Annotated in this window: 13 protein-coding genes, 6 pseudogenes and 1 riboswitch; of the genes and pseudogenes, 18 read left to right on the forward strand and 1 reads right to left on the reverse strand. The window is 62.8% G+C overall.

The annotated features are described in order from the left end of the window. Positions 1-243 precede the first annotated feature (243 nt). From pyrH to ispG, 13 genes and pseudogenes are all read left to right on the forward strand, one after another. Positions 244-933 carry a UMP kinase gene (pyrH, locus tag YO9_RS0105070; RefSeq protein WP_016996509.1) on the forward strand — a complete coding sequence of 230 codons (690 nt, stop codon included), beginning with the start codon at positions 244-246 and terminating at the stop codon, positions 931-933. 91 nt (positions 934-1,024) lie between these two features. Next, on the forward strand, positions 1,025-1,582 hold the full coding sequence (gene frr / locus YO9_RS0105075) for a ribosome recycling factor (protein WP_016996510.1): 558 nt from the start codon (positions 1,025-1,027) through the stop codon (positions 1,580-1,582). Beyond that, positions 1,582-1,914, forward strand: a complete 333-nt coding sequence (locus tag YO9_RS16910) for a hypothetical protein (RefSeq protein ID WP_016996511.1) — start codon at positions 1,582-1,584, stop codon at positions 1,912-1,914. The genes frr and YO9_RS16910 overlap by 1 nt, the downstream gene beginning before the upstream one ends. 130 nt (positions 1,915-2,044) lie before the next feature. Then, positions 2,045-2,568 (forward strand): annotated as a pseudogene (locus YO9_RS16915) (phosphatidate cytidylyltransferase). A gap of 67 nt (positions 2,569-2,635) precedes the next feature. After that, on the forward strand, positions 2,636-3,340 hold the full coding sequence (locus YO9_RS0105085) for a DivIVA domain-containing protein (protein WP_016996515.1): 705 nt from the start codon (positions 2,636-2,638) through the stop codon (positions 3,338-3,340). Between the two features lie 151 nt (positions 3,341-3,491). Further along, positions 3,492-3,854 (forward strand): DUF485 domain-containing protein, encoded by a 363-nt coding sequence (locus tag YO9_RS0105090; protein ID WP_016996516.1) that lies wholly within the window; start codon positions 3,492-3,494, stop codon positions 3,852-3,854. A 3-nt stretch (positions 3,855-3,857) separates the two neighbouring features. Next, a pseudogene (locus tag YO9_RS0105095) lies at positions 3,858-5,500 on the forward strand (solute symporter family protein). Between the two features lie 117 nt (positions 5,501-5,617). After that, entirely contained in the window at positions 5,618-5,887 is a 270-nt protein-coding gene (locus YO9_RS0105100; RefSeq protein ID WP_016996517.1) for a GlsB/YeaQ/YmgE family stress response membrane protein, read from the forward strand. A gap of 111 nt (positions 5,888-5,998) precedes the next feature. Beyond that, positions 5,999-7,281 (forward strand): annotated as a pseudogene (dxr, locus tag YO9_RS0105105) (1-deoxy-D-xylulose-5-phosphate reductoisomerase). A gap of 32 nt (positions 7,282-7,313) precedes the next feature. After that, a riboswitch (SAM riboswitch) is annotated at positions 7,314-7,428 on the forward strand. Positions 7,429-7,529: 101 nt separating this feature from the next. Further along, the gene (locus tag YO9_RS0105110; protein WP_031272712.1) at positions 7,530-8,417 is read left to right on the forward strand and encodes a MetQ/NlpA family ABC transporter substrate-binding protein; all 888 of its coding nucleotides are present in this window, start codon (positions 7,530-7,532) and stop codon (positions 8,415-8,417) included. Beyond that, the gene (locus YO9_RS0105115) at positions 8,414-9,466 is read left to right on the forward strand and encodes a methionine ABC transporter ATP-binding protein (protein ID WP_016996520.1); all 1,053 of its coding nucleotides are present in this window, start codon (positions 8,414-8,416) and stop codon (positions 9,464-9,466) included. Before YO9_RS0105110 ends, YO9_RS0105115 begins: the two co-directional genes overlap by 4 nt. Then, positions 9,466-10,122, forward strand: coding sequence for a methionine ABC transporter permease (locus tag YO9_RS0105120; RefSeq protein ID WP_016996521.1), 657 nt, complete (start codon positions 9,466-9,468; stop codon positions 10,120-10,122). Before YO9_RS0105115 ends, YO9_RS0105120 begins: the two co-directional genes overlap by 1 nt. Positions 10,123-10,301: 179 nt before the next feature. Then, a pseudogene (gene ispG / locus YO9_RS0105125) lies at positions 10,302-11,467 on the forward strand (flavodoxin-dependent (E)-4-hydroxy-3-methylbut-2-enyl-diphosphate synthase). A 73-nt stretch (positions 11,468-11,540) separates the two neighbouring features. Here ispG and YO9_RS16920 read toward each other — a convergent pair. Beyond that, positions 11,541-11,687, reverse strand: a complete 147-nt coding sequence (locus tag YO9_RS16920; protein WP_223286123.1) for a hypothetical protein — start codon at positions 11,685-11,687, stop codon at positions 11,541-11,543. On the opposite strand from YO9_RS16920, the pseudogene YO9_RS16925 reads away from it, so the two are divergent. The 5 genes and pseudogenes from YO9_RS16925 to proS all read left to right on the forward strand — a co-directional run. Continuing rightward, a pseudogene (locus tag YO9_RS16925) lies at positions 11,629-11,775 on the forward strand (DUF4081 domain-containing protein); the annotation flags it as partial. The gene YO9_RS16920 and the pseudogene YO9_RS16925 overlap by 59 nt on opposite strands. Positions 11,776-11,855: 80 nt before the next feature. Next, positions 11,856-12,326 carry a GNAT family N-acetyltransferase gene (locus tag YO9_RS16930; protein WP_223286122.1) on the forward strand — a complete coding sequence of 157 codons (471 nt, stop codon included), beginning with the start codon at positions 11,856-11,858 and terminating at the stop codon, positions 12,324-12,326. 91 nt (positions 12,327-12,417) lie between these two features. Next, entirely contained in the window at positions 12,418-13,245 is an 828-nt protein-coding gene (locus tag YO9_RS0105135) for a hypothetical protein (protein ID WP_016996524.1), read from the forward strand. An 85-nt stretch (positions 13,246-13,330) separates the two neighbouring features. Beyond that, the gene (locus YO9_RS0105140) at positions 13,331-14,083 is read left to right on the forward strand and encodes a hypothetical protein (protein WP_016996525.1); all 753 of its coding nucleotides are present in this window, start codon (positions 13,331-13,333) and stop codon (positions 14,081-14,083) included. 99 nt (positions 14,084-14,182) lie between these two features. Then, positions 14,183-15,472 (forward strand): annotated as a pseudogene (proS, locus tag YO9_RS0105145) (proline--tRNA ligase); the annotation flags it as partial.

The raw sequence follows: 15,472 nt of genomic DNA on the forward strand, positions 1-15,472 counted from the left end.
TAGGCAACCTCCGCCGACGTCGCTCGCGAGCGGCGTCGTGCGAGGTCACCTCGGCGGGGTGTCACCGAGCAATCGGTGGCACCCCGCCGTTTCTGTATGCTGTAAAGCGGTCTGCGACATTCGGGCCCGCACCTCGACCACGTAATTTTCGGGAGGATCTATGCCCACCACCAACGAATCCGAACTGCATGACGAAGCCGTGCGGTTGAGCCGGGACCCCCGGGTAGAGCCCAAGCGCCGCAGGTGCTGTTGAAGCTCTCGGGCGAGGTCTTCGGTGGCGGGCAGGTGGGTCTGGACACCACCGTGGTCCGTCGGATTGCTGAGCAGGTTGCGGCCACCGTGGGCCAGGTGGAAACCTCCATCGTGGTGGGCGGCGGCAACTTCTTCCGCGGCGCTGAGCTCTCCCAGGCCGGGATGGATCGCTCGCGCGCGGACTACATGGGCATGCTGGGCACCGTGATGAACTGCCTGGCACTGCAGGACTTCCTGGAACAGTGCGGTGTGGACACCCGTGTGCAGTCGGCCATCAAGATGGAACAGGTGGCAGAGACCTACATTCCCCGCCGTGCCATCCGTCACATGGAGAAGGACCGCGTGGTCATCTTCGGCGCCGGCGCCGGTCTGCCCTACTTCTCGACCGACACCGTGGCCGCCCAGCGCGCACTGGAAGTGCACGCGACCGAGGTTCTGATGGCCAAGAACGGTGTGGACGGCGTCTACACGGCCGACCCCCGTAAGGACCCCACCGCAGAGCGCCTGACGGCTCTGACCTACGACGAAGCCCTGGCCCGCGATATCCGTGTGATGGACCAGACCGCGTTCAGCCTGTGCCGCGACAACAACGTGACCATGCGCGTGTTCGGCATGGAGGGTGAAGGTAACGTCACCCGCGCGGTGCTGGGCGAGCAGATCGGCACGCTGGTCACCCCGTGAATCGTTAGTACTTGCATCCACCGATAGAGTGGACGCTAGTACCGCAGTCCGCCAGCGCCCCTGGCTTTTCCACGTATAAGGAGCAAAACACGTGATTTCCGAGATCCTTTCCGACGCCACCTCCCGGATGGCCAAAGCGGTGGATGCGGCCAAGACCGACTTCTCCACGGTGCGCACCGGTCGTGCGAACCCTGCCCTGTTCTCGAGCCTCACGGTCGAGTACTACGGCACTCCCACCCCGTTGCAGCAGCTGGCCTCGTTCCAGACTCCCGAGGCTCGCACCCTACTCATCACCCCGTACGATCGCTCCGCCCTCAACGACATTGAGAAGGCGCTGCGCGATTCCGACATCGGCGCGAACCCCGCCAACGACGGCAACGTGATCCGCGTGGTCATGCCGGAGCTCACCGAGGAGCGCCGCAAAGAATACGTCAAGGTCGTTTCCACCAAGGCCGAGGAAGGCCGCGTGTCCGTGCGCAACATCCGTCGTAGCGCCAAGGAGGCCATGGAAAAGGCCATCAAGGACGGCGACGTGGGCGAGGACGAAGGCAAGCGCGGCGAGAAGGACCTCGACGCCGCCACCAAGAAGCACATTGACCAGATCGATGAGCTGCTCAAGAACAAGGAAACCGAACTGCTCGGTGCCTGATGGCGGCAGCTCATACCCCTCACGGATCTGACAACCGTTCATCCGCCTCTCCCCAGGGACAGGCGGATGAACGGCATGACCCGGCAGGTAAACCCTCCCGGATCGACCTGCTCAACACGGGCACACTGAGAGAAGTCATCAAGCGGCCTTGGACACGCAGCGACGAACACCGCGCGCCGTCCAAGGCCGGACGCAATTTACCGGCGGCCACCGCGGTGGCTCTGGTTTTGATCGCCACGCTGCTCATCGGGCTCTTCTTGTTCCCGCTCGTGCTCGCCTGTTGGCCGGCACCGCCGCGGGCATCGGCGTGTGGGAGATCGCGCGGTCGCTGAGCTACCGGGGGATCCAGATCCCCAGAGTTCCCGCGGTGATCGCTGCGCTGCTGATGCCGTTAGCGGCGTACCAGGGTGGAGCGCAATACCTCTCGTTCGCCATGGTGCTGTCCGTGACGCTCGTGGTGGTGTGGCGGGCCTTCGGGCCCAAGGAGGGCATGCTGCTCTCCATCATGGGTCGGTATTCGCTCTGGTCTGGGCCTCGTTCCTGCTCAGCGCGGCACTGCTGCTGTACCACTCCGAGGACGGGCCGTTCAAAATTCTCACGGTCATCCTGCTGGCGGTCAGCTCCGACACGTTTGGGTACGCGGTGGGAGTGGTGTGGGGCAAACATCCCATGGCACCCAAGATCTCGCCCAAGAAGTCCTGGGAGGGTTTTGCCGGCTCTGCGGGTGGCGCCATCATCGTGGGCGTCCTCTGCTCGGTCTTCCTGCTCGGGGACACCTGGTGCAAGGAGTCATCCTGGCGCTGGCGATCGTGGCCATTGCGACCATTGGTGATTTTTCCGAGTCCATGATCAAGCGCGAGCTCGGTATCAAGGACATGGGAACTTTGCTCCCGGGGCACGGGGGAGTGATGGACCGCATCGACTCCATCCTGTTCGCGGTGATGACCGGTTACGTGATCTTCGAATTGTTCGCACTTCTGGCATAGGCATTGGCCCCGGTTGGTCGGGGTGCGGAGCGGAATCGCTCCGGCAGTTGGAAAGGTACCTACCGAAATGACCGAGAACTCCTCGGGTTCCTCCTCAGCTGATCAGCCCACCCGGGCGATCGACGAAGTGGACACCCGTACCCAGGCTCAGCAGGTCCAGGGCGAGGATGCCCCCGCACCTCAGGCACAGTCCGGCGAGTCTGTGGGCCGTAGGTTCATGCGCGTCGAGGACGAACGCTGGGGTTACGACCCCGCCGAGGTCGACGATTTCCTCGAAAGGGTCGACGCCGTTCTGGCCACCACCGCACGCGACCCGCAGTCCGCCCCTGGTGTCGGCAGTCGACAGGTGCGCGAACGCGTCTTCGACCGGGTCCAGGGCGGCTACGATCCTGCTCCGGTGGATGCGCGTCTCGACGAGCTCGAGGACGAACTCGCGGATCGCGAGCGTGAAGCCTTCATCTCCGAGCACGGCCCCGAGCGCTGGGAAGAGCACTTGGAGCTTTTGGGCCAGACCTTGCTGGGCAGGTTGAATCGACCCCACGGGGAGCGGTTCCGCCGGCCGTCGCAGCGCAAGCAGCTGGGCTACTCGGTCTCCGACGTGGATGTGCTGTGTGATCGGATCACCGAGCACTTCCGCTCCGATGAAGCCCTGGATCCGACCCTGGTTCGCAAGGCGGTCTTCCGTCAGGCTCAGGGGCACCGGTGCTACGAGGAACAGCAGGTCGATGCTTTCTTGGACCGAGTAGTGGAGCTGATCCTGGCTTTGCGCTGACTCCCAGACTTCAGCACGTTTGTATACAAAGCGGGCCTAACTACCGAAATGTTCGGGTAGTTGGGCCCGTTTTTTCAACTTTTTTCGCGTTGCTGTTGTGTTTGTGGATACAAAGAGCCTACTGTGGTGCTCATCACACAAGGAGGCTCTCATGGCGTCTACGCCCCCTGTCGACTCGGCCCACTCCGCGGCCTACGACTTCACAGACGCGCAGCGTTCGGACCAGTTCCAACAACTGCGCAAAACTCACCGTTCTTTCGTCTTCCCCATGGCTGTTGCGTTCCTGGTCTGGTATCTGCTCTACGTGGTGCTGGCCATTTACGCTCCCGAGTTCATGTCCCAGCGCATTTTCGGGAACGTGAACCTCGGACTCCTTCTGGGGCTCCTACAGTTCGTAACCACCTTTGGCATCACCGCTGCGTATGTGTCCTTTGCCAACCGGAAACTTGACCCCCAGGCCACCGCGTTGCGTGAGCACCTCGAGGCCGCAGGTGCGGGACGAGGAGAAGGCTAAATCATGATCAATATCACTTCCGCGGCATTTCCCGCGATCCATGCCGCCACCGAGGCAGACACTGAAACCGTTGGTACTCCTTGGATCAACATCAGCGTGTTCCTCGCCTTCGTCGTTGTCACTCTGGTCGTGGTGATCCGCGCGTCCAAGTCCACCTCAACCGCTGCTGATTACTACGCGGGCGGACGGTCGTTCTCCGGTACCCAGAATGGCCTGGCTATCGCGGGTGACTACCTTTCTGCGGCGTCCTTCCTCGGCATTGTCGGAGCCATCGCACTTCAGGGTTACGACGGCTTCCTCTACTCCATCGGCTTCTTCGTCGCGTGGCTCGTTGCCTTGCTGCTCATCGCCGAGCCGCTGCGTAACACCGGCAAGTTCACGATGGCCGATGTGTTGTCCTTCCGACTCCGTCAGCGCCCGTGCGCGTTGCGGCATCCATTTCGACTTTGGCCGTGACCTTCTTCTACCTCTTGGCACAGATGGCCGGCGCGGGTGCGCTGGTCTCCCTGCTGCTGGGCATCAGTTCCAAGACCGGCCAGTCCCTGGTCATCGTGATCGTGGGCATCATCATGATCGTCTACGTACTCGTGGGCGGCATGAAGGGCACCACCTGGGTGCAGATCATCAAGGCCTGCCTGCTGGTCACCGGTGTGGCGGTCATGACCGTGTGGATCCTGGCCCTGTTCGGATTCAACTTCTCAGCCATCCTCGGCGCGGCTGTGGAAACCAACAACAACCCCGCGATGCTCGACCCGGGGTTGAAGTACGGGCTGAGCGAGATCACCAAGATCGACTTCATCTCGCTGGGTCTGGCGCTGGTGCTCGGTGCTGCAGGTCTGCCGCACGTGCTCATGCGCTTCTACACGGTTCCTACTGCCAAGGAAGCACGCAAGTCCGTGGTGTGGGCCATTACTTTGATCGGCCTGTTCTACCTGTTCACCCTGGTGCTGGGCTTCGGCGCCGCTGCACTGATCGGATCTGATCGGATCATGAACGCCCCCGGCGGCGTGAACTCGGCAGCACCGCTGCTCGCTTACGAGCTCGGTGGCTCCATCCTGATGGGTCTGATTGCAGCAGTGGCGTTCGCCACCATTCTCGCGGTGGTCGCGGGTCTCGCCATCACGGCGTCTGCTTCTTTCGCTCACGACATCTACACGTCCGTGATTAAGAACGGCAACTCCGACCCCAAGCAGGAGCTTCGCGTGGCCAAGACCACCGTGGTCGTCATCGGCCTGGTGTCGATCGCCGGCGGTATCGGTGCCCAGGGGCAGAACATCGCGTTCTTGGTGGCGCTGGCATTCGCGGTTGCTGCATCCGCGAACCTGCCCACCATCCTGTACTCCCTGTACTGGAAGCGCTTCACCACTCGTGGTGCCGTGCTGTCCATGTATGGCGGTCTGATCAGCTCCGTGGTTCTGATCATCTTCTCCCCGGTGATGTCCGGTGCGGAGACGTCCATGATCCCCGGCGCGGACTTCGCGATCTACCCGCTGTCCAACCCGGGCATCATCTCCATCCCGCTGTCCTTCCTGCTCGGCTTCGTCGGATCTATTACCGAGCGTCGACTGGAAGATCCTAAGAAGCAGGCCGAGATGGAAGTTCGCTCGCTCACGGGCGTCGGCGCGGAGAAGGCGGTCAATCACTGATTCAGTGTTCTGACAGTTTCTGCTGTAACCTGGTAGTAAGCTGGCAGTCAGTACGCTGACCAAGGCATACGAACGCGACCGCGTCGTGTAACAGCAAGCAGTACAACTGGAGGAATCATGGGCATCATTAGCTGGATCGTCCTGGGCCTGATCGCTGGCGCACTCGCCAAGCTCATCATGCCCGGCCGTCAGGGTGGCGGCATCATCGTCACCATCATCCTGGGCATCATCGGTGCAATCTTGGGCGGCTTCTTGGGCAGCCTGATCGGTATCGGATCCCTGGATTCCGTGTTCGACATCGGAACCATCATCACCGCTGTTGTGGGCGCACTCATCGTGCTCTTCATCTACGGTGCAGTGACCGGCCGCAAGGGCGCTCGTCGCTGATCCACGGCTTCACTGAGCAAGGGCGTCACCTCCGGGTGGCGCCCTTGTTTTGTGTCCCGACCACTTTCGATCCACGAGATACTGGTGACCATGTCTGACGCACCCTTGTCCATGACCCCCGAATTCGACCGCGCCACTCGCGAGCATCCCCGGCGCGTGGTCATTCTCGGGTCCACGGGTTCCATCGGTACGCAAGCACTGGACGTGGTCGCGTCCGCGCGGCAGTTGAAGCGACCGGGGGAGGACGACGCCGCCGCAGCGCACCCGCCGCTGTCCGTCACGGCCGTGGCCGCGGGAACATCTAATCTGCCCTGTTGGCCGAGCAGGCCGTGCGCGAGCGTGTGGCCGCGGTCGGTACCAGCGGCACGGCCGAGCACGCGAGGCAGCTGAGAGAGCTCATCTCGCAGCGGGCTGCGGGGGAGGGGCTCACGGGGTTCAACCCGGACATCTTCCACGGTTCGGAGGCTTCAACACGCGTGGCCGAATGGTCCGATTGCGATGTTGTTCTCAATGGCATCACCGGGTCGATCGGACTGGCTCCTACGCTCGCCGCACTGAACGCCGGCAAGCCTGTGGCGCTGGCCAATAAGGAATCCCTGATCGCCGGCGGACCGCTGGTCAAGCAGGCCGCTGCGGCAACCGGACTGGAAACTCCGTTGATCCCGGTGGACTCTGAGCACTCGGCCCTGGCCCAGGCACTGCGGGGAGGACGTTCGAGTGAGGTGGACCGTCTGATCCTCACAGCATCCGGCGGTCCGTTCCGCGGGATGAAGCGTGCGGATCTGACGGCTGTGACCCCTCAGCAGGCACTCAAACACCCCACGTGGGACATGGGTGTCATGGTCACGACCAACTCCGCGACCATGGTCAACAAGGCCCTCGAGGTGCTGGAAGCATCCCTGCTCTTCGATATCGACCTTGATCGGATCGACGTGACCGTTCACCCGCAGTCCGTGGTGCATTCCATGGTGCAGTTCGTGGACGGTTCCACGCTGGCCCAAGCTTCACCGCCCGACATGCGCTTGCCCATCGCCCTGGGGATGGGGTGGCCGCACAGAATTACCGGCGCGGCGGCGTCGTGCGATTGGTCACAGGCGGCCCAGTGGACCTTCGAGCCGCTCGACTCCGAGGCGTTCCCCGCGATCGAACTCATCAAGCACGCCGGAAACCTAGGCGGGACGTGGCCCGCGGTGTTCAATGCGGCCAACGAACAGGCCGTGTACGCCTTCCACGGCTGTGAGGTGAAGTTCACGGACATCGTGGACATCGTGGCAGCCGTGGTGGACGAACACGAGGGCGAGAAGACCCCGCGGCTCGAGGATGTTCTCGGGGCCGAAGAATGGGCCAGGGACCGCGCGGATCGGTTGATTGCTCAGCGTTTCAGCGCACGCTGAGCACGGCTGACCCCGTGTTAGGATTGGCGCCGGATGACGAGATCCGGCGCGAAGCTCTGGCTGGCCGGACGGCAACCCTCTCCCGTAGCGGGGTGCCCCAGATGACCATCCGGCCGCGGTTAACGTAGCTCCCGGCAAGTGCGGTTTCCCGAATCAACTAGCACGAGCCCTACGACTGTGGTGTGTCCTCGACGCACCGCTTTCCGCGTTAATCGCCCAGAACATTCCACACCTCGGAAAGGCACATCGTGCGATCTCACCGTTTGATCCCCCTTGCGCTGGCCACCACCATCGGCCTCACCCTGACCGCGTGCGGCGGCGGAGACTCTGAATCCTCCGATCCCGCTGCGGACGGCACCATCACGATTGGCATTGTTGGCTCGGAGCCGGCCCATGACGCGCTCAAGGAAGTCGCTGCCGAGAACGACATCACTGTGGAGTACGTTGATTTCAGCGACTACAACCAGCCGAATCCCGCCACCAAGAGCGGCGATGTGGACATGAACTGGTTCCAGCACACCGCTTACCTTGCGGACTACAACAACAACTCCGGTGACACCATCACCCCGGTCGGTTCCACCTCGATCTACCCGCTCGGCATGTACTCCAACAAGTACGATTCCGTGGGCCAGATCAAGGACGGCGACGAGATCGCCATTCCCAATGACTCCATTAATCTGGGCCGCGCCCTGAACCTGCTCAAGCAGGAGGGCCTGGTGGAATTCACCAAGGACACCATCGCCCCGACCGAGAGCGACGTGGACACCGAAAAGTCCAAGGTCAAGATCCGCCCGGTCTCAGCCGAGCAGACCGTCCTGTCGATGGATTCCGTGGCCGCCTCCGTGATCAACAACGACTTCCTGGGTCGCGCGAACATCGATCCGAAGTCGGCTCTCGCGTCCGATGATCCCAACGAGGACAGCGCTAAGGTCTTCGATAACCTCTTCGCCGCCACCGAGGCCAACGCGGACAACGAGACCCTCAAGAAGGTCGCCAGCTTCTACTACGATCCCAAGGTCTTGGCAGCCGAGGACGAAGAATCCAAGGGGACTGCTGTTCCGACCGAGATCGACCAGCAGGAACTCAAGGACCTGCTGAAGCGGTACCAGGAAGACTTGAAGGAACAGACCCAGTGACCGAAGTATCCAGTGAGCGCACCCTGGTGCGCTTCCGGGATGTCAGCAAGGTCTACACCGGCGGATCCAAGCGGGCACCCCGCGTGGTCAACGCCGTGGACAATGTCACCCTGGACATCACCAAGGGTGAGATCTTTGCCGTGATCGGGTACTCCGGTGCCGGCAAGTCCACGCTCGTGCGTCTGATCAACGGATTGGAGCCCATCAGCTCCGGTTCGTTGGAAGTTGCGGGCAACCGGGTGGACGGCAAGTCCGAAACCCAGTTGGCTCCGATCCGTCGCAAGATCGGCATGATCTTCCAACAGTTCAACCTGTTCAACTCACGCACTGTGGCGGGCAACATTGAATACCCGCTCAAGCGCGCAGGGTGGAGCCCCGAGGAACGCAAACGTCGGGTGACCGAGCTGCTGGACTTCGTGGGACTGACCGAACGTGCCAAGAACTATCCCGAGCAGCTGTCCGGTGGCCAGAAGCAGCGCGTGGGTATCGCTCGCGCCCTGGCCTCCAACCCGGAACTGTTGCTCGCGGACGAATCGACCTCGGCGCTAGACCCGGAAACCACCCAGGAAGTGCTCGGACTGCTCAAGCGAGTCAACCGAGAGCTGGGGATCACCATTGTGCTGATCACCCACGAGATGGACGTGGTGCGTTCCATCGCAGACCGTGTGGCCGTCATGGACACCGGTCGTGTGGTCGAGGTGGGCACCACCTCCGATGTGTTCGCCTACCCGCAGGCCGAAACCACCCGGAGGTTCGTCTCCTCCGTGATGCGTACCGTGCCTCGCGAGGAAGAAATCGCCAAGGTGCGTGAGGAGCACCCGGGTCGTCTGATCCTGGTGGATGTCACGGATCAGAACCGCATCGGTTCGGTGCTCTCGGAGTGCGCTCGTGACGGAGTGACCTTCGAGATCGCGTTCGGTGGCATTTCCATGCTGCAGTCGCGGTCGTTCGGCACGTTGACCCTGTCGTTGAACGGTCCGGACACCGCGGTGGAGAACACCATTGTCAGACTGCGTGAAATCACCAAAGTAGAGGAGGTGGCCCGCTAATGGATTGGTCAGTACTAGGACCCCAGCTGCTCTCCGCCACCGGCGAGACCCTCTACATGGTGGCCGTCACGCTGCTCCTGGCCGGCTTCATCGGCCTGGTGGTCGGCGTGGGACTCTATGTCACGCGGCGGGGCAACATCCTGGAGAACACCGCGGTCTTCACCGCGCTGAACCTCCTGGTGAACTTCATCCGCCCCATTCCGTTCATCATCCTGCTGGCCGCACTGGGCCAAGCCACGGAGGCCGTTGTGGGAACCCGACTGGGTCCCAACGCCGCGATCTTCGCCATGACCATTGGTGCAACGTTCGCGGTGGCGCGCATCGTGGAGCAGAACTTGATGAGCGTGGATCCCGGCGTGGTTGAAGCTGCACGCTCCATGGGTGTCTCCCGGTTCAAGATCATCACCACGGTGATCCTGCCCGAGGCTCTCGGCCCGCTGGTGCTCGGCTACACCTTCTTGGTCATCGGCATCACGGACATGTCCGCCATGGCCGGTGCCATTGGCGCCGGTGGTTTGGGCGACTTCGCGTTGCGGCTGGGTTACCAGCGCTTCAATGACGAGGTCACCTGGGCCGCTGTGATTGTGATCATCATCTTGGTGCAGCTGGTCCAGTTCTTCGGAAACTGGTTGGCGCGCAAGATCATGCGCCGCTAGCGGAGACAACCGCTACGAATCCCGCCCCGGCTTCCCACGGAAGGCCCGGGGCGGCGTCGTTGGGGCGTTTGTTTGCTCACGTCCGGCTGCAGGCCCTCAGCGAGGTGGCACAATGGAAGGTGAATAAATCGGGGAGTGCGCTTGAGTGCCCCCGGCCAACAAGCTTCTGGAGGCAATTCGTGAGTTCGGTCAGTCTCGGTATGCCCGCTGCACCCCAGCCGGTCCTTTCACCTCGACGGAAGACCCGTCAGATCCAGGTGGGGTCCGTGGGTGTCGGATCGGATTTCCCGGTCAGCGTGCAGTCGATGACCACCACGCCCACCACGAACATCAACGCCACGCTGCAGCAGATCGCAGAGCTCAACGCAGCCGGCTGTGACATCGTGCGCGTGGCCTGCCCGTCCCAGGACGACGCTGATGCGCTGCCCATCATCGCCAAGAAGTCACCCATCCCGGTGATTGCGGACATCCACTTCCAGCCCAAGTACGTGTACGCGGCCATTGATGCCGGTTGCGCTGCCGTTCGTGTGAACCCCGGCAATATCCGTAAGTTCGACGATCAGATCGAGGGCATTTCCCGCGCGGCGGAGGCCGCCGGTGTCTCTATCCGCATCGGTGTGAACGCAGGCTCCCTGGACAAGCGACTGCTCGAGAAGTATGGCAAGGCAACTCCCGAGGCACTCATGGAGTCCGCGGTATGGGAGGCCTCTCTGTTCGAGGAACACAACTTCCACGACTTCAAGATCTCCGTCAAGCACAACGACCCCGTGACCATGGTGCGCGCCTACCAGTTGCTCGCCGAACGCGGTGACTGGCCGTTGCACCTGGGCGTGACCGAAGCCGGGCCCGCGCTGCAGGGCACCGTGAAGTCCGCGACCGCCTTCGGAATTCTGCTGGGACAGGGCATCGGGGACACCATTCGCGTCTCGCTGTCCGCGCCCCCGGTCGAAGAGGTCAAGGTGGGTAACCAGATCCTGCAGTCGCTGGGCCTGCGCCCGCGCAAGCTGGAGATCGTCTCCTGCCCGTCCTGTGGCCGCGCCAGGTGGACGTCTACAAGCTCGCCGACGATGTCACCAAGGGTCTCGAGCACCTGACCGTGCCGTTGCGCGTGGCCGTGATGGGCTGTGTCGTCAACGGGCCTGGCGAGGCTCGCGAAGCCGATCTGGGTGTTGCTTCCGGTAATGGGAAGGGACAGATTTTCGTCAAGGGTGAGGTCATCAAGACCGTCCCCGAGGACCAGATCGTGGAGACTCTGCTCGAGCAGGCGAATCTGATGGCCGAGGACATGGAGCTCGACGAGAACGGGCAGCCCGTTGAGGGCGCCCCGGTCGTGACGGCCGGATGATCCGTTACCGGGTGACGCGTCTGCTGGTTCCCGGGGCAGTGCCCCAGTTCGAACTGGACCAGCTGCTGGCGCGTCACGCGGTGTCCTCGGTATTCGTGAGCGCGCACGTGGACACGGTGCGCGCCGCCCGACGCCGCCGCCCTCCGCCCGTGGTGGGCATCATGAACCCCGCCCAGGAACTCGTGGGCGCGTGCTGGGTGGGCACCAATGTGGTTCCCATCGAGCTGGACGAGGTTGGGCAAGACCTGGTCGCGGATTATCTGGCTCGGGGTGGCGCGCATTACGCGTCCATCTTCGGTCCCGCGGAGCCCGTCATGGGGCTCTGGAGCCGTCTCAAGGGTTCATGGCCGGTTCCGTTTGACGTGCGCCTGATCAGCCGCTGTTGGTCATGGACAAGGACCCGGACCCCGAGCAATTCACGGCGCCGTCTCACTACGTGCGATGGGCCGAGATCTCCGAATTTTCTCGTGTGCTTCCGGCCGCCGCGGCCATGTTCGAAGAGGAAGTCGGCTACTCACCGTTCGTGGACGGCGCGCAGAGCTACCGCAAACGTGTGGAGCAGTTGGTCCGCGAGAAAAGAACCGCTGTGCTGACCGACGACACGACCGGCCAAGTCCTCTTTAAGGCGGACATCGGTTCCATCAGCTCGGGGGTGTGCCAGATCCAGGGCGTGTGGGTGGACCCCGCCCATCGGGGGCGCGGTCTCGCGGCGCCGTGCATGGCCGCTGTGGTCGCCATGGCTAGGGAATACGTTCCCGTGGTCAGTCTCTACGTGAATTCATACAACGCGCCGGCCCTGGCCACGTATCGACGGGTTGGCTTCCAACAATCGGGAACATTTGCCACCGTATTGCTGTAGTCATCGCGCGAATTATTCTCTTCGTCAGTCTTGAAGGGAGCAACTGGTCAGTACCATTAAGGTCGATTGCCTGGGGAGGGGATTGACAGTCATGAAGAACACCGGCGGCGTAACGAAGCGCACATCGGTCACGGGCGCATTATTGTGCGCCGGCCTGGGGCTGTACGCCCTGACCGGGTGCGCATCCCCGGAGGGGCTACAGTCCGACGAGGCAGATGTCGTGGTAGAACCCGAGGACGCCCGTCAGTCGATGGACGGCGTGCTGGTTTCAGAGGACAATCCATTATCGCTGTATACACCGCCGCCGGGAACGGGGCCTTCGGCGAGTGCCCGGCCCTCACCGGTCGAAACGGGCGGCTCCGGGGGAGATTCCGCGGGCACCCTTCGAGACCGGGCGGTCAGCGAATTGGGTTTGGGCGCCCAAGTCGACCCCAAGATCTGTGAACCCCTGCGTGATGCCGCGGTGTCCTACCTGGCCGTGCCCGCATCGTCTGCGGAGTCGTACAAGGCCGTGAGCCGGGACAACCTCACCGCGGTGACCGTGGAACTCGCGGACTCGGCCGAAAAGGCGCGTGAGCGCGTGACGGAAAACATCGACCTTCACGGACGCTGCCAAGATATGACCATGTCGGTTTCGGGCGTCAGCGTCCAAACTCGCGTCACGCCCCTGGACGCGGACATCGATGCCATCCAGAGTTCCGCGTCCACCGTGAGCGGTTCGGTTCTGGGCGCACCGCTCAAGACTGTGTTGGTGCAAGCCAGCTTGGGAAACGCGGTGGTCACGGTCTCCCACTACGATTCCGACTTCCTGGTGACCGGCAATATCGACAGCAAGCGCATGCCCGCGGATGACCTGGAACGTGAGGCCACGAACGTGGCCAACGAGGTACTTCACAATCTCCGCGACAACGCAGCCTGAAGAGTGAGTTAGGTTACATTTGGGGCGTGGCTGGACCAGCCACTGCAGACGATTGATTAAGAACCGGCGAAAAAGGTGATCTCCGATGGGCTCCAAGACCACTACCCCCGCATCGTTCTCTAGCGTTCACACTCCGCGACGCCGTGGCGTGCGTTCGGCCGCCGCGGTTGCCATCGCGGCGCTCGCATTAACGGCATGTTCCTCGGGCGGAGGTGGCGGAGACGAACCGGAGCCCGAGGCCAGCTACTCGCAGGACCAGTTGGTCAACGCGCTCAACAGCGTGGAAGTGGATAGCCAGACCTTGTCCGCCGAGGCGATGAACCAGGAGAGCGCCGGCACTCAGATGGACGACATCGAGCAGGCTCTGGAAGAGGCCACCATCGAGCCGGCGCAGTGCAAGGATCTGGTCAAGGCCGCTGGATTCATCCTCCGGACACGTGGAGAACATCGTGGTGGCCACCCCGTCCGACGGGAAATTCGCAGTGAGTGCCATGCCCCTGGCTCTGCGGACGAGGCCAAGGAACACGCGCAGAACGCCAATCAGCAGAACGAAGACTGCCAGGACTTCTCCATGGAGCTCATGGGAAGCAAGATCGAGGCCACCATTGAGCCCCGTGACATCGAGATCGAGAACGGCTCCGAGGCCGCCATCATGGACATGACCATGGACATGGGCGGGCAGTCCAACGAGATGACCCAGGCTTCCGCGGTGGTGGCCAACACCTTTGTCGTGGTGAGCGGTCAGGGCACGTCCGGCGAGTCGGAAAGCGCTTCTGCAGAGTCCCCGGACATCGAGGCGATCCTGCAGGAATCCGTCAACAAGATTTCTGAACAGTAAGCATCCATATTGGTCTGAAAGGCTGGTATCTGGGGGATAGAATCCCACCAGATACCAGCCATTCTTTATAGGCCCGTTTACGGGCGGTTAGGACTCTTCGTGCCGCTTCGCCTGAGTTCCCTGTTCCTCCGCACTTTGCGCGAGGACCCCGTTGATGCAGACGTGGCCAGCCACCGTCTGCTCGTGCGCGCCGGTTATATTCGTCGCGCCGCGCCGGGTATTTACACGTGGTTGCCGCTCGGGCTGAATGTGCTGCGCAAGGTCGAGTCCGTGTCCGCGAGGAGATGGACGCGATCGGTGCGCAGGAGGTTCACTTTCCGGCACTGCTGCCGCGTGAGCCCTACGAAACCACCAATCGCTGGACGGAGTACGGCGAGAACCTGTTCCGGCTTCAGGATCGTAAGGGCGCAGATTACCTGCTGGCCCCCACACACGAGGAAATGTTCACCCTGGTGGTGAAGGACATGTATTCGTCCTACAAGGATCTGCCGGCCATGTTGTACCAGATCCAGACCAAATACCGGGATGAAGCTCGTCCCCGCGCAGGCCTACTGCGCGGTCGCGAGTTCATCATGAAAGACTCCTACTCCTTCGACGTGGACGACGCCGGGCTGGACGAGTCCTATGACAAGCATCGCGCCGCGTACGTGCGGATCTTCGAACGCCTGGGTCTTCCCGTGGTGGCCGTCTCCGCGCAGTCGGGTGCCATGGGCGGGTCGCAGTCCGAAGAGTTCATGCACCCCACGCCCATCGGCGAGGACACCTTTGTCCGTTCGGCTGGCGGCTACGCCGCCAACGTCGAGGCCGTCACCACCGTGCCGCCGGAAGCTATCGCGTACGACGACGCCCCGGCCGCCCAGGTGAACAGGACCCCTGACAGCCCCACCATCGAGACGCTCGTGGACCGTTCCAACGAACTCCACCCGCGGGAGTCGGGGGAGTGGACCGCAGCAGACACGCTCAAGAACGTGGTGCTGTCCGTGACCCTGCCCGATGGCGAGAAGCAACTGGTGGCCGTGGGAATCCCCGGTGACCGTGAGATCGACATCAAGCGCGTGGAAGCCGGTATCGGCCAGGCCCTGGGCGTGGGCGGCGAGCTGGACGTGGAACCGGCCAGCGACGAGCAGCTGCGGGCGCGTCCGGAAATCGTGAAGGGTTACCTGGGCCCCGGCATGACCCGGGAAGATGCCCTGCTGGGCGCGAAATCCCAGTCCGAGATCCCATACTTCGTGGATCCTCGGGTGGTTCCCGGAACCAGCTGGATCACCGGTGCAACGTGAGCGAGATGCACGTGTACGGTCTGGTGGCCGAGCGGGACTTCACCTGGGACGGCACCCTGGAGGCATGCCGGGTGCGCGCCGGCGACCAGGCGCCGGACGGTTCCGGCGA

The sequence above is a fragment of the Kocuria atrinae C3-8 genome, assembly GCF_000286355.1.
In the GTDB taxonomy this organism is placed as follows: Bacteria; Actinomycetota; Actinomycetes; order Actinomycetales; family Micrococcaceae; genus Kocuria; species Kocuria atrinae_A.

What these genes read in the sequence shown, in the direction of transcription:
- YO9_RS16910 (WP_016996511.1), top strand. Translation starts at nt 1,582, where the DNA reads ATGGCGGCAGCTCATACCCCTCACGGATCTGACAACCGTTCATCCGCC.
- YO9_RS0105085 (WP_016996515.1), top strand. Translation starts at nt 2,636, where the DNA reads ATGACCGAGAACTCCTCGGGTTCCTCCTCAGCTGATCAGCCCACCCGG.
- YO9_RS0105090 (WP_016996516.1), top strand. Translation starts at nt 3,492, where the DNA reads ATGGCGTCTACGCCCCCTGTCGACTCGGCCCACTCCGCGGCCTACGAC.
- YO9_RS0105100 (WP_016996517.1), top strand. Translation starts at nt 5,618, where the DNA reads ATGGGCATCATTAGCTGGATCGTCCTGGGCCTGATCGCTGGCGCACTC.
- YO9_RS0105120 (WP_016996521.1), top strand. Translation starts at nt 9,466, where the DNA reads ATGGATTGGTCAGTACTAGGACCCCAGCTGCTCTCCGCCACCGGCGAG.
- YO9_RS16920 (WP_223286123.1), bottom strand. Translation starts at nt 11,687, where the DNA reads ATGGGAACCACATTGGTGCCCACCCAGCACGCGCCCACGAGTTCCTGG.
- YO9_RS16930 (WP_223286122.1), top strand. Translation starts at nt 11,856, where the DNA reads ATGGACAAGGACCCGGACCCCGAGCAATTCACGGCGCCGTCTCACTAC.
- YO9_RS0105135 (WP_016996524.1), top strand. Translation starts at nt 12,418, where the DNA reads ATGAAGAACACCGGCGGCGTAACGAAGCGCACATCGGTCACGGGCGCA.
- YO9_RS0105140 (WP_016996525.1), top strand. Translation starts at nt 13,331, where the DNA reads ATGGGCTCCAAGACCACTACCCCCGCATCGTTCTCTAGCGTTCACACT.